The sequence below is a fragment of the Nonomuraea sp. NPDC026600 genome, assembly GCF_040638335.1.
Taxonomy (GTDB): Bacteria; Actinomycetota; Actinomycetes; order Streptosporangiales; family Streptosporangiaceae; genus Nonomuraea.
Genome location: NZ_JBEZYD010000034.1, coordinates 98,776 through 120,848, shown reverse-complemented (window position 1 = coordinate 120,848; position 22,073 = coordinate 98,776). Strand labels below are relative to the sequence as shown.

General features: G+C 71.0%; 8 protein-coding genes. 3 read left to right on the top strand and 5 right to left on the bottom strand.

Going from position 1 to position 22,073, the window contains the following annotated elements; all coding sequences use genetic code 11:
- Nucleotides 1-8: 8 nt before the first annotated feature.
- The 4 genes from AB0F17_RS49485 to AB0F17_RS49470 all read right to left on the bottom strand — a co-directional run bounded on the left by AB0F17_RS49485 (nt 9) and on the right by AB0F17_RS49470 (nt 3,702).
- Nucleotides 9-839: a carbohydrate ABC transporter permease gene (locus AB0F17_RS49485; protein ID WP_358038637.1), complete on the bottom strand. Its 831-nt coding sequence runs from the start codon at nt 837-839 to the stop codon at nt 9-11.
- The gene (locus tag AB0F17_RS49480) at nt 829-1,728 is read right to left on the bottom strand and encodes a sugar ABC transporter permease (protein WP_358038711.1); all 900 of its coding nucleotides are present in this window, start codon (nt 1,726-1,728) and stop codon (nt 829-831) included. The genes AB0F17_RS49485 and AB0F17_RS49480 overlap by 11 nt, the downstream gene beginning before the upstream one ends.
- Nucleotides 1,695-2,954 carry an extracellular solute-binding protein gene (locus AB0F17_RS49475; protein ID WP_358038634.1) on the bottom strand — a complete coding sequence of 420 codons (1,260 nt, stop codon included), beginning with the start codon at nt 2,952-2,954 and terminating at the stop codon, nt 1,695-1,697. The genes AB0F17_RS49480 and AB0F17_RS49475 overlap by 34 nt, the downstream gene beginning before the upstream one ends.
- Before the next feature lie 397 nt (nt 2,955-3,351).
- Nucleotides 3,352-3,702 carry a hypothetical protein gene (locus AB0F17_RS49470; RefSeq protein WP_358038631.1) on the bottom strand — a complete coding sequence of 117 codons (351 nt, stop codon included), beginning with the start codon at nt 3,700-3,702 and terminating at the stop codon, nt 3,352-3,354.
- A 221-nt stretch (nt 3,703-3,923) separates the two neighbouring features.
- On the opposite strand from AB0F17_RS49470, the gene AB0F17_RS49465 reads away from it, so the two are divergent.
- The 3 genes from AB0F17_RS49465 (at nt 3,924) to AB0F17_RS49455 (ending at nt 19,824) form a co-directional block, all read left to right on the top strand.
- The gene (locus AB0F17_RS49465) at nt 3,924-5,339 is read left to right on the top strand and encodes a glycoside hydrolase family 95-like protein (RefSeq protein ID WP_358038629.1); all 1,416 of its coding nucleotides are present in this window, start codon (nt 3,924-3,926) and stop codon (nt 5,337-5,339) included.
- A gap of 128 nt (nt 5,340-5,467) precedes the next feature.
- On the top strand, nt 5,468-10,165 hold the full coding sequence (locus AB0F17_RS49460; protein ID WP_358038627.1) for an amino acid adenylation domain-containing protein: 4,698 nt from the start codon (nt 5,468-5,470) through the stop codon (nt 10,163-10,165).
- On the top strand, nt 10,162-19,824 hold the full coding sequence (locus tag AB0F17_RS49455; protein WP_358038624.1) for an amino acid adenylation domain-containing protein: 9,663 nt from the start codon (nt 10,162-10,164) through the stop codon (nt 19,822-19,824). The genes AB0F17_RS49460 and AB0F17_RS49455 overlap by 4 nt, the downstream gene beginning before the upstream one ends.
- Here AB0F17_RS49455 and AB0F17_RS49450 read toward each other — a convergent pair whose 3' ends face one another.
- Nucleotides 19,825-22,059 carry an Orn/Lys/Arg decarboxylase N-terminal domain-containing protein gene (locus tag AB0F17_RS49450; protein ID WP_358038621.1) on the bottom strand — a complete coding sequence of 745 codons (2,235 nt, stop codon included), beginning with the start codon at nt 22,057-22,059 and terminating at the stop codon, nt 19,825-19,827.
- Between the last annotated feature and the right edge of the window lie 14 nt (nt 22,060-22,073).

The window sequence follows — 22,073 nt, the reverse complement described above, 5'->3', positions numbered from 1 at the left end:
GCCGCACCTCAGCCCTTGAGGCCCGTGGTCGAGATGCCCTCGGTGATGCGACGCTGGAAGATCAGGAAGAAGCCCAGGATCGGGACCAGCGACAGCACCGCCATCGCGAGCATCGGGCCCCAGGAGGAGCCGCCGCTGGAGTCGAGGAACGCCCGGAGCGCGAGCGGCACCGTATAGGTCGACACGTCGCTCAAATAGACGAGCTGGCTGAAGAAGTCGTCCCACGTCCAGATGAAGGTGAAGATGGCGGTCGTGATCAGTGCGGGCCGCGACAACGGCAGGATGATCTGCCAGTACACCAGGACGGGTCCGCACCCGTCGATGCGGGCCGCCTCGTCCAGCTCGCGCGGCAGCGACCGGATGAACTGCACCATCAGGAAGATGAAGAACCCGTCCACGGCCAGGAACTTCGGCACGATCAGCGGCAGGAACGTGTCCACCCAGCCGAGGTACTTGAACAGCGTGTACTGCGGCACGATCAGCACGTGGATCGGCAGCATGATCGACATCATCATGATCGCGAACCAGAGCTTCCTGAACCGGAAACTCAGCCGGGCGAAGGCATAGGCCGCCATCGAGCACGACATCACGTTCCCGATCACGGCCGCCCCCGCGATGAGGAACGAGTTCGCGAAGAACCCGCTGAAGGGCACTCCCAGCGCGGTCCACCCGGTGGCGTAGTTGTCCGCGACCACGGTCTGCGGCACCAGCCCGGGATCGGTGAAGATCTCGTCATTGGGCTTGAACGAGGCGCTGATCAGCCAGAACAGCGGATAGAGCATGACGAGCGCGCCCACCACGACCAGCAGGTGGACGGCCCAGCGGCGGCTAGTCGGCATAGTGAACCCAGTACCTCGCGGAACGGAAGGCCAGCCCGGTGAAGGCCGCGGTCACCAGGAGGAGCACCCAGGCCAGCGCGGAGGCGTAGCCCATCCGGAAGTTCCCGAAGCCCTCCTGGTAGATGAACAGCGTGTAGAACAGCGTGGAGTCGGCCGGTCCGCCGGTGCCGCCGCTGATGATGAAGGCGGGGGTGAACGCCTTGAAGGAGTTCACCGTCTGCAGGACCAGGTTGAAGAAGATGATCGGGCTGAGCATGGGCAGCGTGATGCGGAAGAACGCGCGTACCCGCCCGGCGCCGTCCACCGCCGCGGCGTCGTAGAGCTCGGCGGGGATCTGCTTCAACCCGGCCAGGAAGATCAGCATGGGCGAGCCGAACTGCCAGATGTGCAGCACGATCAGCGTGTAGATCGCGTACTGGGGAGTGGAGATCCAGCTCGGCCCCACGATCCCGAAATAGCGCAGGCCGTCGTTGATCAGGCCGTCCGCCCCGAAGATCTGCCGCCAGAGGATCGCGACCGCGACACTGCCGCCCAGCAGCGACGGCAGGTAGTAGGCGGCGCGGTACACCCCGGTGCCCCGCATGGGCCGGTTCAGCAGCACCGCGACCAGCAGCGCGAACGCGCCGGTCAGCGGCACGGAGAAGACGACGTAGATCAGCGTGACCCGCACGGCGTTGACGAAGTGCGGGTCGTCGGTGAGCATCCTGGCGTAGTTGTCCAGCCCCACGAAGGACGGAGGGGTGAGCAGGTCGAAGTCGGTGAACGACAGCGCCAGCGAGGCCAGGATGGGCCCGCCGGTCAGCAGCAACACACCGGCGAACCACGGCAGCAGGAACAGGTAGGCCGAACGTCCCTCTACTTGAGCACTCGTCCGGCTTCTTCGAAGAATCGGGACACCCCCTGATCGATCGTCAGCTTGCCGAAGCCGATCTGCTGGTTGATGTTCATGAGCACCTTGTTGTGCAGCTCACCGGCGCCGAGCGGCTGCGGTGGAGGGAGCGGGCCGACCTTGTCCTTGATCGAGTCGATGTAGCCGTAGACCAGTTGCTCGGACGGCGACGCCTTGGGCCGCAGCGCGGTGCGGATCGCGGTCGCGGGCGGGATGCCGCGCTCGGAGCCGAGCCGGCCGGCCACGTCCGCGTCCGTGACCAGCGCGTTGACCAGCGCCACCGCGTCGTCCTTGGCCTTGCTCGCGGCGCTGACGGTCAAGAGCATGGAGGGCTTGTAGTACTGGCCGGGCTTGTCGCCGGTCGGGAAGGCGTGGATGCCGATCTCGTCCTTGGTGAGCGACATGTAGGCGGTGAGCTGGTTCGACCAGGCGAAGTCCATGACCGCCTTGCGGGTGGCGACCAGGCTGTTCTGCACGTCGCCCAGCGCGGTGGCCTGGACCTCCGGCGGCGTGGCCGCGCCGGCCTTGCGCAGACCGTCCCAGAAGGTGAACCACTCCTTGAGGTCGTTCTCGTCGTAGGCCAGCTTGCCGTCGGCGGTGAAGAACATCTTGCCCCGCTCCAGCAGCCAGTTCTCCAGCGCGCCGCCGTCCTGGGCGCCGTCCTCGGTGCCGAAGACGCCCTTGCCCGCCAGCTTCTTGGCCAGCTCGCCGTACTCGGGCCAGGTGAAGGTGTCGGGGATCTCCACCCCGCGTTCGGCCGCCAGGCTCTTGTTGACGATGAGAGACATGGAGTTGATGCCGAAGTTCACGGCGTACTGCTTGCCGTTGATCTTCCCCGCGTTCACCACGTCGGGCTCGAAGCCGGACAGGTCCAGGCCCTTGCCGACGTACGGGCCCAGGTCCAGCAGGCTGCCGCGCCTGGCGTATTCGCCCAGGTAGGAGTAGTCCATCTGGATCACGTCGGGGGCGTTGCCGCCCGCGGTCTGCGTGGCCAGCTTCTCCCAGTACCCGTCCCAGCCGGAGAACTGGGTCTTGATCTGGACACCGGGTTTCTTCTTCTTGAAGGCGTCGATGGCCTTCTGCGTCGCGGTATGGCGTGCCGTGCTGCCCCACCAGGCGAACTGGAGGCTGGCACCCGAGCTTCCGCCTCCGGCGCAGCCGGCCAGCGCGAGAGTCGCGGCGGCCGCGCCGACTTGGAGGAATCCTCGTCTGCTGAGAGTACTCATGCGGGGGTGTCCGTCCATGAACCGGGCAAAATACTTAACTCAGGACGTTAATTGGGACGTAACATTACGTCAACGCCTAGCGGCAAACGGTTGCAGCTTTGAGACGCTCGGATCTTTACAGGGTCTTGACCGTGATCTGGGGCGGAAATACCGTCATGGGTGCCTAACACATCCGATCTATCCACGATGAGGGGCACCCTATGAATCGGCGAGACCTGCTGAAGGCCGGGGGCATCCTGGCCGGGAGCGCGTTCGGCGGCTTGGGCGGTTCCCCTCTGCTCCGCGACGAGATCGACTGGAAGAGCTTCCTGGCCGAGGCCGACCTGGTGTGGCAGCGGATGCCGCGGACCTGGTACGAGGGTCCGTTCCTGGGCAACGGTTTCCTCGGCTCCGGCATCTACGCGCAGCAGGACGCCAACGCCGTGCGCTTCAACGTGCAGCACAGCGAGGTCCAGGACCACCGTCCCGAGTACGGCGCGCTGTTCGGCCTGGCCCGCCTGCCCATCGGCCACCTCACGCTGGAGCCCGTCGGCGCGATCACCGGCGTCGACTGGCGGCTCGACCTGTGGAACGCCGAGCTGACCGGCACCATCACCACCGCCGCCGGCAGCCTGAAGATCAGCGCGTTGATCCACAACGACCGCTCCGTGCTGGCCGTCGACGTACTCCCCAGCGACGGCGAGCGGGACTTCCACTGGACCTTCCACCCCGAGGAGGCCATCAGCCCCCGCGCCAACCCGATCTTCAACAAGCCGCCCCCGCCCGGCTACACCACCAATCCCGCTCCGGCCGTGACCCGCCACGCCGACCTGGAGCTGATCACCCAGCCGCTGGTGGCCGGCGGCGGGCGAAACAGCCGCCGACGAGGCGGTCGGATCGGTACGCTCGGCCGCGCGGCTGCCCATCGAGGCGCTGGCCGTCGACCACCGGCACTGGTGGCACCGCTACTACCGCAGGAGCTTCCTGTCGGTGCCGGACCAGCGGATGCAGAGCTTCTACTGGATCCAGCTCTACAAGGTGGCCGCCGCGGCGCGCCGGGACGCGCCGCCCATGGCGACCTCCGGGCCGTGGCTGGAACCGACGCCGTGGCCGGCGACCTGGTGGAACCTCAACGTGCAGCTCGAATACTGGCTGATCCACGGGTCGAACCACCTGGAGCTGGACGCGGTCACCAGGAGCCTGTCGCAGTACCGGCAGCGCCTCATCGACCAGGTGACGTTCCCCGAGGACTCCGCGGGCATCCCGCGCACCACGGACATGACCCTCGACAACGGTGCCGGAATCGGCAACAGCGGTTTCCCGGTGGGCATCCCCGGCCAGGACACTCCCGTCCCCGAGGTCGGCAACCTGACCTGGGCGCTGCACAACGTCTGGCTGTCCTACCGGCACACGATGGACGCCCGCATCGTACGGGACGTGCTGTTCCCGCTGCTGCGCCGGGCGATCACCTACTACCCGCGCTTCCTGGCACCGGGCGCCGACGGCAGACTGCACCTGCCCGCCACGTTCTCTCCCGAGTACGGGGTCAACGCGCCGGACACGAACTACGACCTGGCGCTGATCCGCTGGGGCTGCCGGACGCTGGTCGAGTCCGCGCGCCTGCTGGGCGTGCGGGACCCGCTGCTGCCGAAGTGGCAGGACGTGCTGGCGAACCTGGCCGGCTACCCGGTCGACGAGAACGGTTTCATGATCGGAGCGGGCGCGCCGTTCGCCAAGTCACACCGGCACTACTCCCACCTCCTGATGATCTATCCGCTGTACCTGCTCACCTGGGAGCAGCAGAACCAGCGCGAGCTGATCGAGAAGTCGCTCAAGCACTGGATCAGCTTCGAGGGCGCCCTGCAGGGCTACAGCTTCACCGGCGCGGCCTCGATCTCCGCGCAGATGCTGCGCGGCGACGACGCCCGCTTCTACCTCGACGAGCTGCTGCGCCGCTTCGTCCAGCCCAACACGATGTACAAGGAGAGCGGCCCCGTCATCGAGACGCCACTGTCGGCCGCCCAGTCCATGCACGACATGATCTGCCAGAGCTGGGACGGCGTCATCAGGGTCCTGCCCGCCGTACCGGCCGCCTGGCCCGACGTGACCGTGCACGATTTCCTGACGCAGGGCGCGTTCCTGCTCTCGGCCGCCCGTCGCGGCGGTCGCACCGATTTCGTCCGGCTGGTCTCGCTGGCGGGGGCGCCGTGCCGCGTCCGTACCGGCATCGACGGCCCGTTCACCGTACGCTCCAACGGCAGGAAGGTGTCCTGGCGGACGCTGCCCGGCGGCGATGTCGAGCTCGACCTGCGCCGCGGCGAGGAGGTGCTGATCCAGGCCCGGGGCGACGCGGTGATCCGGCCGGTGGCCGCGCCGAGCCGGCCCCGCTGGGGTCTGCCGGTCTAAGACTGTCCGAGGGGCAGGTTGACAAGGCCTCTTATCGCACTGTTAAGGGTTGACACAAATCTGGCGACCAGATCATCCTGATCCCTGGCGCGGCCAAAAGTGCAACAACTCAATCGGCAGGCGTGACAATGACGTCGGATGCACCACCCCTGGCATCTGTTCTGCACCTTTATCAAGATCAGCTGAGCGCGGCCCCAGAAAAGGTCGCCGTTTCGGCCGGTCAAGAACAACTCACCTACCGTGAGCTGGATCGCCTCGCGAACGGCATCGCCGCTGAGCTGCGCCCTTTCACGATGACCGGGCAGCGCTATGCGGCCGTGCTCGCGGGCCGCTCGATCCGGCTGGTCGCGGGCCAGCTCGGTGCCATGAAGGCGGGCGTCGCCTTCGCCCCGATCGACCCGGCCACGCCCGCGGAGCGGATCCACGCCATGCTGGCGGGAGCCGCGGCCGTCGTCACGGCGCCGGAGTGGAGATCCCTGGTCCCCGACGGCATCCCGGTGATCGACACGCCCGTCGAGGCGGACGCGTCACCCCCGCCCCACGTCGAGCCCGGCGCACTGGCCTACGTCATCCACACCTCCGGCTCGACGGGGGCTCCCAAGGGCGTGCTCGTCCCGCACCGCGCGCTGACCAACCTGATCGGCTGGTCGCACGAGGCCTTCGGGCTGGGCGGCCGGGCCGCGCTGCTCACCAGCCCCAACTTCGACGCGTCGGTCTGGGAGATCTGGCGGTACCTGACCGCGGGCACCACGATGGTCATCCCCAGCGAGCGGACCAGGCTCTCCCTGCCCGCCCTGCGCGACTGGATCGTGGAGCGGGAGCTGACCACCTGCTTCGCCCCCACCCCCATCGCCGAGGGCCTGCTCGGCCTGTCCTGGCCGGCGCGGACCGAGCTGGCGACGCTGGGCACCGGCGGCGACCGGCTCACCACCTACCCGAGACCCGAGCTGCCCTTTCGGCTGATCGACCTCTACGGCCCGGCGGAATGCGCCGTCATCGCGATCGCCGGCGAGGTGCCGGTCCACGACGGCCAGAGCCGCCCGCCCGCGCTCGGCACGCCACTGCCCGGCGTCACCGTCCACCTCCTGGACGAGGCGATGCGGCCGGTCGAGGAGGGCGAGATGTACCTCGGCGGCGTGTGCGTCGGTCTGGGCTACCTCGACCGGCCCGACCTGACGGCTGAGCGTTTCGTCCGCGACCGGGACGGGCGGCCCCTCTACCGCACGGGTGACCTGGCCAGGCGGCGGCCCGACGGGCTCATCGAGTTCCTGGGGCGGCTCGACGACCAGGTCAAGATCCGCGGCAACCGGGTGGAGCTCGGCGAGATCGAGACCGTGCTCGGCCGTCACCCGCGGGTCCGGGCCGCCACCACCGCCCTCCGCGGTCACGAACTGGTCGCCTACATCGTGGGCACGGCGACCGAGCAGGAGGTGCAGGCCCACCTTCGCAGGTTCCTGCCCGACTACATGATCCCCACCGCCTGGGTCTTCCTGGACGAGCTCCCGCTGACCGGCAACGGCAAGGTGGATCGTGCCGCGCTGCCCGACCCGGTCCGCGAGTCCCGCCCGATCACGCCGCCCGGCACCGCCACCGAACTGCTGCTCGCCGAGATCTGGCGGGACGTCCTCGATGCCGGGCCGATCGGCGCCGGCGACGACTTCCTGGCGCTGGGCGGCCAGTCGCTGCTGGCGATGCGCATCGCCGCCCGTGCCTGCGAAAGGCTGGGCAAGCCGGTCGAGCCCCGGATGCTCTTCGAACACCCCACGCTCGCCGCGCTCGCCCGTGCGATCGACGGCCTGCCGGAGGCGACGGCGGCGACCCCGGCCGAGGGCGGGCTCACGCCCGCGCAGCGCCGGCTCTGGTTCATCGACCAGGTGGCGCCCGGCGCGCAGTACAACGTGCCCATCCTGTTCGCCCTGGACGGTCCCCTCGACGCCGGGCGCCTGGAGAACGCGATCAACGAGATCGTCCGCAGGCACCCGCCCCTGCGTACCCGCTACGAAGAGCACGACGGCGAGCCGGTGCCCGTCGTCGAGCAGACGCGGCTCGTGCCGATGAAGGTCGTGGACGCCACCCCGCGTGGCGCGGACGCGCTGGCCCGGCACGCCGCTCGTGACCCCTTCGACCTGCGCGACGGTCTTGTTCTGCGGGCGCTGCTGCTCCGGCTCGCGGACGACCGGCACCGGCTGCTGGTGACCGTCCACCACATCGCCTTCGACGGCTGGTCGGCCGGGGTCTTCCTGGACGAGCTGGCGCGGCTCTACTCGGGGGAGAGCCTGCCCCCGCCGGCCGGGCCGTACCGGCGCACGCCGGATCTCGACCGCCTGCCGTACTGGAAGAAGGCCCTGGAGTCGCCGCCCGGACGACTGGGGCTGCCCGCCGACCGCCCCGGATCGACGGGGCCGCTCCGGCGCGGCGCCCGGGTCCGGGTCACACTGCCGGACGGGCTGCTCGCCGAGGTGGAGTCGCTGGGCAGGCGCGCTCAGGCGAGCCCGTTCATGGTGCTGTTCGCCGCCTTCCAGGCACTGCTGCACCGCTACAGCGGCCAGGACGACATCGTGACGGGCGTGCCGTTCTCCGGCAGGGAGGCGCCGGGCGCGGACTCCATGATCGGCTTTTTCGTGGAGACGCTGCCGATCAGGACCGGCCTGGCGGGCGACCCCTCCTTCGAGCGCCTGCTGTCACAGGTGCGGGCGACGGTCCTGGCCACGCCTGCGGACGTGTCGCTCGAGGAGATCGTACGGGAGCTCTGTCCCGACGGCCGGCCGCCCTTCGACGTGATGTTCGCGATGCAGGAGCCGCCGGACGCCAAGCGGGCCGATGGGCTGACCTTCCGGATGCTCGAGGAGGTGGAGAACGGCGGCGCCAAGGCCGACCTGGTGCTCTACGCCGAAGGGCAGGAGATGAGCCTGGAGTTCGCCACCGACCTGTTCGAGCGCGCCAGCGCGGAGCGCCTGCTGAGACACTACGTGCGCGTCCTGGAGCAGGTGGCGGCCGACCCGGCCGCGCCGATCTCCACGCTGCTCGCCCGGCGGCACGAGCCCGCCGGTCACGGTCCCGACCAGTGCCTTCACCGGCTCTTCGAACAGCAGACGGACAGAACGCCCGGCGCGGTCGCCGTCGAGTTCGACGGCGCCGCCCTCACCTACGCCGAGCTCGACCGGCGGGCCAACAGGCTGGCTCACCTGCTGCGCGAGCTGGGGGTGGGCCCCGAGGTGCCGGTCGCCCTGCACGTACGGCGCTCGCTCGACCTGCCGGTGGCGCTGCTGGGGATCCTGAAGTCCGGCGGTGCCTACGTACCGCTCGACCCCTCCTACCCCCGAGGACGCCTCACCCAGGTGCTCGGCCGGGTCGACACCCCGGTCCTGGTGACGCACCGGGCGCTGGCCGGCGGCCTGCCGCACGAGCGGCCCGTCCACGTCGACACCGACCTCGACGGCCGGCCGGAACACCGGCCGGACAGCGGCGTCACGGCCGACAACCTGGCCTACATCCTGTTCACCTCGGGCTCGACCGGCCGGCCCAAGGGCGTGGCGATGCCGCACCGCCCGGTCGCCAACCTCATGGCCTGGCACAGCGGCGCCTACCGGAGCCTGCAGTTCACCGCGCTCGGCTTCGACGTCTCCGTGCAGGAGATCTTCAGCACCTGGGCGTACGGCGGGACGCTGGTCATGGTCGGCGACGAGGTGCGGCGCGACCCGGCCGCCCTGCTCGACCACATCGCCAGGACCCGGGTGGAGCGGATCTTCCTGCCCTTCGTGGCGCTGCAGTCGCTGGCCGGCGCCGGGCTCGAGCCGCCCGCCACGCTGCGCGAGGTGATCACCGCGGGCGAGCAGCTCCAGGTCACCCCGCAGCTCGAGCGGTTCATCAAGCCGTGGATGACGCTCCACAACCAGTACGGGCCGACCGAGGGCGCGATCATCGACATCGCCCACACGCTCACCGGCCGACCGGCGGACTGGCCGCGGCTGCCGCCCATCGGCAAGCCCGTCACCGGCATCCAGACGCCGATCCTCAACCGCCTGGGCCATGAGGCGCCCGACGGCGTCCCCGGCGAACTGCACCTCGGCGGCGCCTGCCTGGCCAGGGGCTACTACGGCCAGCCCGAGCTGACGAGCGAGCGGTTCATCACCTGGCGGGACGGGCGCAGGCTCTACCGGACCGGGGATCTGGCCCGCCGCAACGAGGCGGGGGAGATCGAGTTCCTGGGCCGCGTGGACGATCAGGTCAAGATCCGTGGCTACCGGGTCGAGCCCGGCGAGATCGCCGCGGTGCTGTCCGGGCATCCCGCCGTGCGTGAGGCGTTCGTCATGGCCCGGGAAGGCGGGCTGGTGGCCTACGTGGCCGCCGACAGCGCCACCGACCTGCGCGCCTACCTGGCCGAGCGGCTGCCCGAGTACATGGTGCCGAGCACGTACGTCGCCCTGGAGTCCTTGCCGGTGAACCCTTCGGGCAAGGTCGACCGGCACGCCCTGCCGGCCCCCGGCCAGAGTGCGCGGACCGTCACGGTCCCGGCCACCCCGGTGGAGCAGGCCATCGCCGCCGTCTGGCAGGAGGTGCTGGGCGGGCCGGTCGGGCGGCACGACAACCTCTTCGAGCTGGGCGGCAACTCCCTCAACGCGACCCAGATCGCCTCCCGATTACATGAGGCGCTGGAGGTGCCGCTGCCGCTGCGGACGCTCTTCGCCCACCCGACCGTCGCCGAGCTCGGCGCGCGGCTCACGTCGCCGGACGTGGAGGCGGCCGCCGAGCTCTATCTCATGGTCGCCGCGTATTCCGACGAAGAGGCCGAGGCCCTGCTGCGGTCGATGGAAGGCGGCCAATGAGCCTGTCAGCCCAGCAGCGCCAGCTCCTGGACGCGTTACGCAAGAAGAAACAGCAGGCCGGGCGGTCCAGGCCCGAACGGCTGCCGATGTCCTTCGCCCAGCTTCGCTCCTGGTACCTGGACAAGATCGCGCCAGGCGCCGCGCACTACCTGATACCGCTCGCCTTCCGCATCGAGGGCCCGCTCGACCGCGAAGCGCTGCACCGCGCGCTGAACGCCCTGGTAGCAAGGCATGAGAGCCTGCGCACCACGTTCGCCATGGACGAGGACGGCCCGTACCAGATCGTGGCCGGCTCACTGGCGCTCGACCTGGCGGACGCCGCGGACGGCACGCCGATGGACCTGACCACCGGCCCGCTCATCCGCGCCCACCTGCTGCGCGAAGGCGCGGAGCGGCACGTCCTGCACCTCACGCTCCACCACATCGTCGCCGACGCCTGGTCGCTGGAGGTGCTGCGCCGGGAGCTGAGCGCGCTCTACAACGGCCAGGAGCTGCCGGCGCTGTCCCAGCAGTATCCCGACTACGCGATCTGGCAGCGGGAGAAGGACCACAGCCGGGATCTGGACTACTGGCGCGAGAAGCTGGCGGGGGCGCCGCCGCTCACCGAGCTGCCGACGGACCTGCCCCGGCCGGCCGTCCAGACCTACGCGGGCGCCGAGCTGCCCTTCTCCCTCGGTCTTCCGCGCGCGGAGTTCCAGGCGTACTGCCGGAGCCTGGGCGCCACGCCGTACATGGTGCTGTTCGCGGCCTACCTGGTGGTGCTCTCCCGGCGCTCCGGCCGGCCGGACCTGGTGGTGGGCACGCCCATCGCCAACCGGGACCGGATCGAGTTCGAGGGCCTGATCGGGTTCTTCACCAACACCCTGGCCATCCGCGCCGACCTGTCGGGCGAGCCGTCGTTGCCCGAGGTGGCCGAGCGGGTCAAGGAGGCGGTGCTCGACGCCCACGACCACCAGGGGATGCCCTTCGAGCGGCTGGTGGAGGAGCTCAACCCGGAGCGCCACCTGGACCGCGGCCCGGTGTTCCAGACGATGTTCGCCATGCTGCCCGCGGCCACGGCTACGTTGGAGCTGGCCGGCCTGACGGTCACCCCCGTGGAGATCCCCGAGCGCACGGCCAAGTTCGACCTGACCGTGGGCGTCCGCGAGAGCCTGGACGGGCTCGTGGAGTACAACACGGACCTGTTCCACGCCGGGACGATCCGCGGCCTGGTGGCCGACCTCCAGCAGGTGCTGGCCGCGGCGATCGGCGGGAACGAGGCGTCCGGGGAGCTGCCGCGCCACGAGATCTCCCAGCTCATCACCCGGGCCTGGCGCGAGGCACTGGGCAACGGCGCCTTCGGTCCGGGCGACAACTTCTTCGAGGTGGGCGGCCACTCGCTGCTGGTCCTGCAGGTGCACGAGCGACTGCGCAAGCGGTTCAGCCTGACGGTCACGGACCTGTTCAGGTACCCGACGATCGCCTCGCTGACGGCCTACCTCAGCTCCGACGGTCCGGCGCCGAAGCCGGTCTCGGCCACCGCGCCCGCCGGCGGCGCGCTCGCCATCGTCGGCATGGCCTGCCGCTTCCCCGGCGCCACGGGGCCCGAGGAGTTCTGGGCGGCGATCCGCGACGGCGTGGAAGCCGTCCAGGACTTCACCGACGAGGAGCTGCTCGCCGACGGCGAGGACCCCGACCGGCTGGCGGACCCCGCCTACGTCAGATCGGGGACGGTGCTGAACGGCATCGACCTGTTCGACGCCACGCTGTTCGAGTTCACCCCGCGCGAGGCCGAGATCCTCGACCCGCAGCAGCGCCTGTTCCTGGAGACCGCCTGGGAGGCGCTGGAGGACGCCGGCTGCGACCCCGCCCGCCACCCGGGGCAGATCGGCGTCTTCGCCGGCTCGGCGATGAGCGGTTACCTCATCGAGAACCTGCTGGCCGCGCCCGACGTGCTCAAGGCGGTGGGCGAGTACCAGGTCATGCTCGGCAACGACAAGGACTCCCTGCCCACCCGGACCTCCTACAAGCTCGACCTGCGCGGGCCGAGCGTCAGCGTCAACACCGCCTGCTCCACCTCGCTGGTCGCTCTCCACCTGGCCCGGCAGAGCCTGATCGCCGGCGACTGCGACCTCGCGCTGGCCGGGGCGGTGCGGGTCAACGCCTGGACCCGCCGCGGCTACCTCTACCAGAGCGGCGGCATCGGCTCGCCCGACGGCCACTGCCGTCCCTTCGACGCCGAGGCCCGGGGCACGATCGGCGCCGGCGGCGTCGGCGTCGTCGTGCTCAAGCGGCTGGCGGACGCCATCGCCGCGGGCGACACCATCCACGCCGTCGTGCGCGGCTCCGCGGTCAACAACGACGGCACCAGGAAGGTCGGCTACACCGCGCCCGCCGTGGACGGCCAGGCCGAGGTCATCACCGCGGCCCTGGCCTCGGCCGGCGTCGACCCCGGCACCATCGGCTACATCGAGGCGCACGGCACGGGCACCGCGCTCGGCGATCCCGTCGAGGTCGCGGCGCTCTCCCAGGTCTTCACCGGGGACCGGCGGATCGCGCTGGGCTCGGTCAAGTCCAACATCGGCCACGCCGACGCCGCCGCCGGGATGTCCGGGCTGATCAAGACCGTGCTGGCGCTCAAGCACCGCACACTGCCGCCCACGGTCAACTTCACGACGCCCAACCCGCGCATCGACTTCAGCCCGTTCTACGTGCCCACCGCTGGCGCGGAATGGCCGCAGGGCCCGGGACCGCGAAGGGCGGGCGTCAGCGCCTTCGGAATGGGCGGCACCAACGCCCACGTGGTACTGGAGGAAGCACCCGAACCACCCGCCGTCCCATCGGCGACCGGACAGCACCTGCTCATCTTGTCGGCCGCCAGTGGCCCGGCGCTGGCGGACATTGCCACCCGGCTCCGTGCCCACCTGCGCGCGCGTCCGGAAACGGACCTGGGCGACGTCGCCGCCACTCTCCGGCTCGGCCGCCGCCAGTTGCGGCACCGCGGCATCATGGTCGCCGAGGACGGCCGGTCGGCACTGGACGCCGAGCTCGTCACAAGCGAGTCACACCCCCGCGAGGTCGCCTTCGTCTTCCCCGGCCAGGGCGCGCAACGCCGGGGGATGGGCGCGGGCCTGTACCGGTCGGACAGCGACTTCCGCGCCGCCGTCGACGCCTGCTCCACGATCCTCACGTCGTACCTCGACCTCGACCTGCGCCAGGCCTTGTACGGCGAGGCAGGCGATCTCGACCAGACCTGGCTCACCCAGCCCACGCTCTTCGTCACGGAGTACGCGCTCGCCCGCACGCTGATCGAGCGCGGGATCCGCCCGGCGATGATGGCCGGGCACAGCATCGGCGAGTACGTCGCCGCCTGCCTGGCCGGAGTCCTCACCCTGGAGGACGCCCTGCGCCTGGTCGCCGCGCGCGGCCGCCTGGTGCAGAGCCTGCCTCCCGGTTCGATGCTGGCCGTGCCGCTGCCCGAGTCCGAGGTGGGCGACCTGCTCGGCGAGGACGTCTCCCTGGCCGCGGTCAACACCCCCGAGCTGTGCGTCCTGTCCGGCCCGGAGCCGGCCATCGCCGAGCTGGAGCGGCGGCTGGTACGCCAGGACATCGCCTGCCGCACCCTGCGCACCTCCCACGCCTTCCACTCCGCCATGCTGGATCCGGTGCTCGACGCCTTCGCCGCCGAGGTCGCCTCCGTGCGGCTGGGCACCCCAGACCTGCCGTACCTCTCCAACGTCACGGGCGGCTGGGTGTCCGGCGCCGAGACCAAGGACCCCGCCTACTGGGTACGCCATCTGCGGGAAACCGTGCGGTTCGCCGACTGCGCCCGCGCCTTGGTGGCGGCCGACGCCGCGGTGGTGGAGGTGGGGCCGGGCCGGACGCTGACCACGCTGGTGCGCCGCCAGGGCGGCCAGGCCACGGTCGCGCCGCTCGCCGAGCCGGAGAGCGGACAGGCCGCCCTGCTGGAGGGCGTCGGGCGGCTGTGGGCGAGCGGGGCCGACGTCGACTGGGCGGCGTTCGGCCCACCGGGCAGGCGGGTGCCCCTGCCCACGTATCCGTTCGAGCGGCGCCGCTACTGGATCGAGCCGCGCGCCCGGCGTTTCGAGATCGCGCCGGTGGCGGGGGCGAATCAGGAGGTCCACACGGCCGGTTCGGCTCAGGCGGTTCAGAGAGTCCACGCGACCGACGCGGTTCAAGGGGTCCGAGGGGTCCACACGACCGACGCGGTTCAGGAGCTCGACGTGGTCGCCGCCGCCTGGCGGGATGTGCTCGGCATCACGCCCACCGGCCCCCAGGACGACTTCTTCGACCTGGGCGGCGACTCCCTCGTGGCCACCCAGCTCGCCTCCCGCCTGGGCCTGCCCATCGAGGCGATCTTCGACCACCCCACGCTGGCCGGCCAGCAGGTGCTCGTCGCCTCGGCAGTCCCTCGCGAGGCGATCCCGGCCGACGTTTCGGCGGTGGCCCGCGAGATGATCCCGGTTGTCGAGGAGCCCGGTCCGGCTCCCGTCTCGTTCATCCAGCGGCGCATGTGGTTCATCGACCAGGTGCACGGCTCGGCCGCCTACGCCGTGGCCACGGCGCTGGACCTGCGGGGCGAGCTGGACGTGGCGCGGCTGCACGGCGCCCTGCGCGAGCTGGTGCGGCGGCACGAGTCGCTGCGGACCGTCTTCCACGCCCCGGACGGCGAGCCGGTGCAGGTGGTGCTGCCCGCGGGGGAGACGCCGCTGCCGGTCGAGGACTGCCACGACGCCGAGCGGGCGCTGAGCGAGGCCGCGGCCCAGCCCTTCGACCTGGCGCACGGCCCGCTGTTCCGAGCCCGGCTGCTGCGGCTCGCCCCGGACCATCACGTCCTGTCGCTCGGTTTCCACCACATCGTCGTGGACGGCTGGTCGATCACCTTGCTGCGGACCGAGCTGGCCGCGCTGTACAACGGCGAGACGCTCCCCGAGCCGCGGGTCAGGTACCGCGACTACGCCCGCCGGCAGCGGGAGCAGGCCGCCGATCTCGGTTTCTGGAAGGAACGGCTACGCGGCATCCCGCACAGCCTGGACCTGCCCACGGACCGGCCGCGCCCGCCGACGCAGACCTTCGAGGGGGCGGTCGCCACCCACCTGCTCCCCGCGGAGCTGACCGCGGGGGTGCGCAAGCTGAGCCAGGAGCGCGGCGCCACGCTCTACATGACCCTGCTGACCGCGCTCCACACGCTGCTGTACCGCTACAGCGGCCAGGAGGACATCTGCGTCGGCTCGCCGGTGGCCGGGCGCACCCGCCCCGAGCTCGAAGGCATCGCGGGCTGCTTCATCAACACCCTGGTCATGCGGGCCACGATGGACGGCGGCCGGCCGTACACGGAGCTCCTGGCGCAGGTACGCGCGCACGCCCTGGGCGCGTACGCCCATCAGGACGTGCCGTTCGAACGCCTGGTGGAGGAGCTCAACCCGCCCAGGGACCTGTCGCGCAATCCGCTCTTCCAGGTGCTGTTCAACCTGCTCAACCTGCCCAGGAGCGACCTGAACCTGGCCGGCCTGGCCGTGTCCGAACTGGCCGTGGAGACCGGCACCGCCCAGGTGGACCTGGTGCTCTACGTCGAGGAACAGGGCGCTGAGCTGCTGTGCCGGCTGGAGTACAACACCGCGCTCTACGATGCCGGCACCGCCCGGCGGCTGCTCCGGCACTACGAGAGCCTGCTCCGCGCCATCGTCGCGGCGCCCGAGACCGCGCTGTCCGACCTGGTCTTCCTCACCGGGGAGGAGCTGGCCGAGCAACTGGACGGCCAGGACGTCGAGGTGCCCGACCTGTGCGTCCACGAGCTGGTGGAAGCCCAGGTCGGCCGGACGCCCGACGCCGTGGCCGTCACCTTCGACGGCGCCTCGCTGACGTACCGGGAGCTGGACGAGCGGGCCGGGCGGGTCGCCCGGCGCCTGCGGGCGGCGGGGGTGGGGCCCGAGACGCTGGTGGGCGTCGCGATGGAGCGGTCGGCCACGATGCTGGTCACCCTGCTCGGCGTGCTGAAGGCGGGCGGCGCGTACGTGCCGCTCGACCCGATGTACCCGCAGGAGCGCCAGGACCACATCCTGGACGACTCCGGCATCGGCGTCCTGGTCACCGAGCGCGAGCTGGCCGGGCGCTACACCGGCTACCAGGGCGAACTCATCCTCGCCGACGACGAGGCCGGGCCTGAGGCGCTCGACAGGGACGAGGCCGGGCCTGAGGCGCTCGACAGGGACGAGGCCGTACCGAAGACGCGCGGCGGGCACGTCCCCGGCGGGAGCCCCGGACGGCGACCCGCGCCGGTGAACCCCTGCTACGTCCTGTACACCTCCGGCTCCACCGGGCGCCCCAAGGGCGTGCGCGTCCAGCACTCCTCGGTGGTCAACTTCCTCACCTCGATGAGCCGCGAGCCCGGCCTGACCGGTCAGGACACGCTCCTGGCCGTCACCACGTCCGCCTTCGACATCTCGGTGCTGGAGCTGTTCCTGCCGCTCACGGTCGGCGGTCGCGTGCTGATCGCGAGCCGCGAGGCGGCCTACGATCCGGTACGGCTGGCCACCCTGCTGGACGGCGCGACGGTCATGCAGGCCACTCCGGCGACCTGGCGGCTGCTGCTGTCGTCGGGATGGCAGGGCGAGCCGGGGCTGAAGGCGCTCTGCGGCGGCGAGGCGCTCCCCGCCGACCTGGCCACCGACCTGCGCGGCCGGGTGGCCGAACTGTGGAACCTGTACGGGCCGACCGAGACCACGATCTGGTCCACCCTCACCCGGGTCACCGACGGGCCGATCACGATCGGCCACCCGATCGCCAACACCCGGATCCACCTGCTCGATGCCACGATGCGGCTGGTTCCCACGGGCGTGGTCGGCGAGCTCTACATCGGCGGGGCGGGCCTGGCCCGCGACTACCTCGGCCGGCCCGAGCTGACGGCGGAGCGCTTCATCACCTGGCGGGACGGGCGCCGGTTGTACCGGACCGGTGACCTGGCCCGCCGCCGGGCCGACGGCTCGATCGAGTTCCTCGGCCGGGCCGACAAGCAGGTGAAGGTCCGCGGCTACCGGATCGAGCTGGGCGAGATCGAGTCGCTGCTGCTGGCGCACCCAGCGGTCCGCGAGGCGGCCGTGGTGGTGCGCGGCGCGGACGAGGCCAAGAGCATCGCCGCCTACCTGGTCACCGGCACCGGCACCGACGCTGACGCCGCCGCCGATTCCGGGCCCGACTGGCGCGAATACCTCCGGCTCAAGCTGCCCGACTACATGATCCCCTCGGCGTTCGTGCCGCTGGACGCGCTGCCGCTCACCCCCAACGGCAAGGTGGACCGCAAGGCGCTGCCCGAGCCGGTCGGCCAGGTGCGCGCCGAGGGCACGGCGCCGCGGACGCCGGCCGAGGTCGAGCTGGCCGAGCTCTGGACGGCGATCCTGGGCGTGCGGGGGATCGGGATCGACGACGACTTCTTCGCGCTGGGCGGCGACTCCTTCAAGGCCGTGCGTGCCGTACGGGATTCGGGGATCCAGGCGACCGTGCTGGACCTCTTCAAGAACCCGACGATCCGAGCATTCGCCGCACTCGACGGTTCATCCCGAAATTTCGGCCTCTTGCATGAACTGACGCCGCCACGCTCCGCGGCCTCGCTGACCCTGGTCTGCGTGCCGTTCGCGGGCGGCGGCGCGATCACGTACCAGCCGCTGGCCGCGGCGCTGCCCGAGCAGCTCACCATGCTCGCGCTGGAGCCGCCGGGCCACGAGACCGGCAACTCCGGCGAGCCCGTGCTGCCCTTCCACGAGCTCGTCGAGGGCTGCGTCAAGGAGATCAAGGAGAAGGTCGACGGGCCTCTCGCGCTCTACGGTCACTGCATGGGCGGCGCGCTCACCGTCCAACTGGCGCGCAGGCTGGAGGAGGAAGGCGTCAGCCTGGTGAAGGTGGTCATCGGCGGGCACTTCCCGGCGCCCCGCCTGCCGGGCAAGGCCTTCGCCTGGATCCGCGAGATCTTCCCGATGGAGCGGTGGACGTCCAAGCGGCAGGCGCTGGAGTTCCTGCGGGCCATGGGCTTCTTCACCGAAGCGCTGGACCGTCGCGAACGCGACTTCCTCATGGGCGTCTTCCTCCACGACACCCAGGAGGGCGAGGATTACTACACCGACCTCTACCAGGCGCCCATCAAGAAGCTGGCGGCGCCGCTGGTGTGCGTGGTCGGCGAGAACGACCGCGCCACCGAGCTGCACGAGGAGCGCTTCCGCGAGTGGGAGGCATTCTCCGACGCGGTGTCGCTGGAGGTCATCCCCAAGGCCGGGCACTACTTCCAGAAGCACCAGGCGCCCGAGCTGGCCGAGATCCTCGGTGGTGGCGACCGGCCGGCGGCGCCGCTGCCGCCCCGCTACCAGCAGGCCGGCCTGAAGACGTTCCTCCTGGTGGCCTTCGGCCAGCTGGTGTCGCTGATCGGCACCGGGCTGACCACGTTCGGCCTGGGGCTGTGGGTCTACCAGCAGACGCGGTCGATCTCGATGTTCGCCATCGTCTCGGTCATGGCGCTGCTGCCCGCCGTCGTCCTGGCGCCGATCGCCGGGGCGGTGGCGGATCGCTGGAACCGCCGGCTAGTCATGATCACCGCCGACTCGGCGGCGGGTTGCGCCTCCGCCTCGCTGGCCGCCCTGTTCTGGACGGGCGGGCTCCAACTCTGGCACGTCTACGTCATCGTCGCCGTCGGCGCGGTGTCGACGGCCTTCCACCAGCCCGCCTACATGGCGGCCATGGCCCAGTTGGTGCCCAAACGCTATTACGGCAAAGCCGGCGGCCTGGCCCAGCTCGGACCGGCGGCGGGGACCGTACTGGCGCCGCTGCTGGGCGGCGCGCTCGTGGCCGCCATCGGACTGCCCGGCATCATCGTGATCGACCTGACCACCTTCGCCTTCGCGGTCACCGTGACCTTGGCGGTCCGCTTCCCGGACACGCTGTTCAAGAAGCGGGAGGAGCCGTTCTGGCAGGAGGTGACCGGCGGCTGGCGCTACGTCACCCGCAGGCACGGGCTGCTGGCGATCATCCTGTTCACCTCGTTCCTGAACCTCCCCTTCGCCATGGTCGAGGTCCTGGCCACGCCGCTGCTGCTCAGCCTCACCGACACCCGGGGCCTGGGCATAGCGCTCTCGATGACCGGCATCGGACTCCTGGCCGGCAGCGTGATCATGACGGTGACCGGTGGCCTGGAGCGCCGCACCAACGGCATCCTCGGCTGCTTCATGGCACTGGGCGTCTCCTTCGCCGTCATCGGGATCGCCCCCCACCCGGCGCTGCCCGCGATCGGGTTGTTCTGCATCGGGCTGCTCACCGCGCTCCTGAACGCGCACTGGTTCGCCATCGTGCAGCAGAAGGTCGGGCTCGACCTGCAGGGCCGGGTCATCGCCACCAACCTGATGCTGAGCTGGGCCATGGTCCCGGTGGGCTTCCTGCTGGCCGGACCGCTGGTCGAGCAGGTCTTCAACCCCATCGCCGGCTCCGCGCATGGCAGAGGGATCGCCCTGCTCACCCTCGTCGCGGGCGCGGTGACCGTGCTGATCGGCCTGGTGGCCTTCCGCTACCGGCCGGTCCGCTACCTGGAGGACGAGCTGCCCGACGCGATCCCCGACGCGGTGGTCATCACCGACAAGGACCTGATCCAGCGGGAGGCCGACAAGCAGCTCGTCGCTTGATCAGCGTTCGACCTCGACGTGGTAGCGACCGCCGTCGTCGCGGTGCGCGCCGTGGATGTCGGTGGCCAGGTCGGGATAACAGCGGTCGAAATCCTCCAAGGCGTGCAGGTACGCCATCAGCGGGCCGTCGGCGGGCCCGGTCGCCTCTCCGGGCATCAGCATGGGGATCCCCGGCGGGGTGACCACGACGGTGGCGGCGGAGACGCGGCCGGGCAGGTCGGCGAGCGAGACGCGTTCCGTGCGCGAGCGGATCAGGGCCTGGTAGCTGTCGGCCGGGGTACGGACGGGTTCGGGGAGGGTGGTGAAGATCTGGTCGAGGAGCTCGCCGAGCCCGAGGGCGCGGAGCTTGTCGTGTACGTCGGTGCAGAAGCGGCGCAGCGTGGTGGCCGGCGGCCCGAAACCCGGCAGTACCTCGGCCAGGGGCAGGTCGTCGTCGTAGGCGCGCTTGAAGTCGGTGAGCGCGTCGATCAGCGTGCCCCACTTGCCCTTGGTGATCCCCATGGAGAACAGCACCAGCAGCGTGTGGTCCCCGGTCTTCTCCACGACGATGCCGCGCTGCCGCAGGTAGGTGGCGACGATCCGGGCGGGGATGCCCCAGTCGAGCGTGCCGTCGGCGGCGTCGGCGCCCGGGCAGGTGATCGTCACCTTGATGGGGTCGAGCAGGCAGTAGCCGTCGGTCAGGCCCTGGAAGCCGTGCCAGGCGGCGCCCGGCTCCAGCGTCCAGCACTCCGGATGGGTGCTCAGCAGAGCGGGGTCGGCGTCGGCGAAGGAGACGGACAGGCCGGTGCCGGGGTCCGTGACCTGCGCAGGCTGCCAGACACCGAAGTACCAGTCCGGCCGCCGGCCGTCCTCCCGGATGCGGGCGGCCAGCCGGACCATGGCCTGGCGGAACCGGACCGCCTCGATGATGGCCTCACCCGTCAGGAACGGTCCGGACGCGCCGTCCATCATCCCCGCCGCCACGTCCAGCGAGGCGATCATCGGGTAGAGCGGCGAGGTGGAGCAGTGCATCAGGTACGTCTCATTGAGCCGCTCGTAGTCCACCGGAGCGCGTCCGGCCGACCGGACGTGCAGCATCGCCGACTGCGACAGGGCCGCCAGGAGCTTGTGCGTCGACTGGGTGGCGAACACGGTGGGCCGGTCCGCCCCCGGCAGCGTCCGCTCGTCCACGGCCATGCCGTAGCGGCGGGCGTACAGCGGATTGAAGCGGGCGTAGGCGAACCACGCCTCGTCGAAGTGCACCCGGGGAACGCTCTCGCTCAGCAGCTCGGCGACCCGTACGGCGTCGTAGCAGAGCCCGTCGTAGGTGGAGTTGGTGATCACGGCGTAGGCCGGGTCGGTCTCCGCGAGCGGGTGGCCGGACAGGCGGGCGCGCAGGGTGTCGGCCCGCAGCTCGGCGGGCGGGATGGGCCCGGCCAGGCCGAGGCCGTTGCGTTCGGGCACCAGGTAGACGGGGCGCGCGCCGCTGATGGTCAGCGCGTGCTGCAGCGACTTGTGGCAGTTGCGATCCACCAGGGCGGTCTCGTCGCGGGCGATGGCGTGGTGGCCGACGATGCGGTTGGCGGTGGCGTTGCCGTTCATCACGAAGAAGGTGCGGTCGGCGCCGAAGACGCGGGCGGCGTTGCGTTCGGCGTCGCCGATCGGACCCGTGTGGTCCAGCGGCGAGCCGAGCTCGGGCACGGAGATGGACAGGTCGGTGCGCAGCAGGCGCTCGCCGTAGAAGTCGAAGAACGCCCGCCCGACCGGCGACTTCAGGAACGCGACGCCGCCGGCGTGCGCCGGGGTGTGCCAGGAGTACTGGTGGTGGTCCTGCAGCTTGCGCAGCGCGCGGAAGAACGGCGGCAGGATCCGCTCGGTGTAGGCCTCGGTCGCGTGCGCGATGCGGCCGGCGATGAAGTCAGGGGTGTCCTCAAGGGGGAACACGTAGCCCTGGATGACCTCGTACACCCACAGGGGGAGTTCCTGCTCGGCGGTCATGAGGAAGACCGGCAGGCCGTGGAAGCGCTGGGTGACCGCGCCCAGAACCTGATCGGCGCCCGGCGCGTCCCAGTCGGCCAGCATCCCGGCCAGCGAGGCGTCCGAACCGATCACCGCCAGCGCGTCCTGCGTGCGGTGCGTCCAGCGCAACTGGACGCCGAGGTCGTCCATGGCCGCGCTGACGCGGCGGATCTGCTCGGCGAGTGCCGTGTCGGCGTCGGGGCGTTCCGCGACTGCGGCGAGGACCGTTCGTTCCATGCGAGCTCCATGGC

Excerpts from the sequence above, each read along its gene's own strand:
- AB0F17_RS49485 (WP_358038637.1), bottom strand. The coding sequence starts at position 839 with ATGCCGACTAGCCGCCGCTGGGCCGTCCACCTGCTGGTCGTGGTGGGC.
- AB0F17_RS49475 (WP_358038634.1), bottom strand. The coding sequence starts at position 2,954 with ATGAGTACTCTCAGCAGACGAGGATTCCTCCAAGTCGGCGCGGCCGCC.
- AB0F17_RS49460 (WP_358038627.1), top strand. The coding sequence starts at position 5,468 with ATGACGTCGGATGCACCACCCCTGGCATCTGTTCTGCACCTTTATCAA.
- AB0F17_RS49455 (WP_358038624.1), top strand. The coding sequence starts at position 10,162 with ATGAGCCTGTCAGCCCAGCAGCGCCAGCTCCTGGACGCGTTACGCAAG.
- AB0F17_RS49450 (WP_358038621.1), bottom strand. The coding sequence starts at position 22,059 with ATGGAACGAACGGTCCTCGCCGCAGTCGCGGAACGCCCCGACGCCGAC.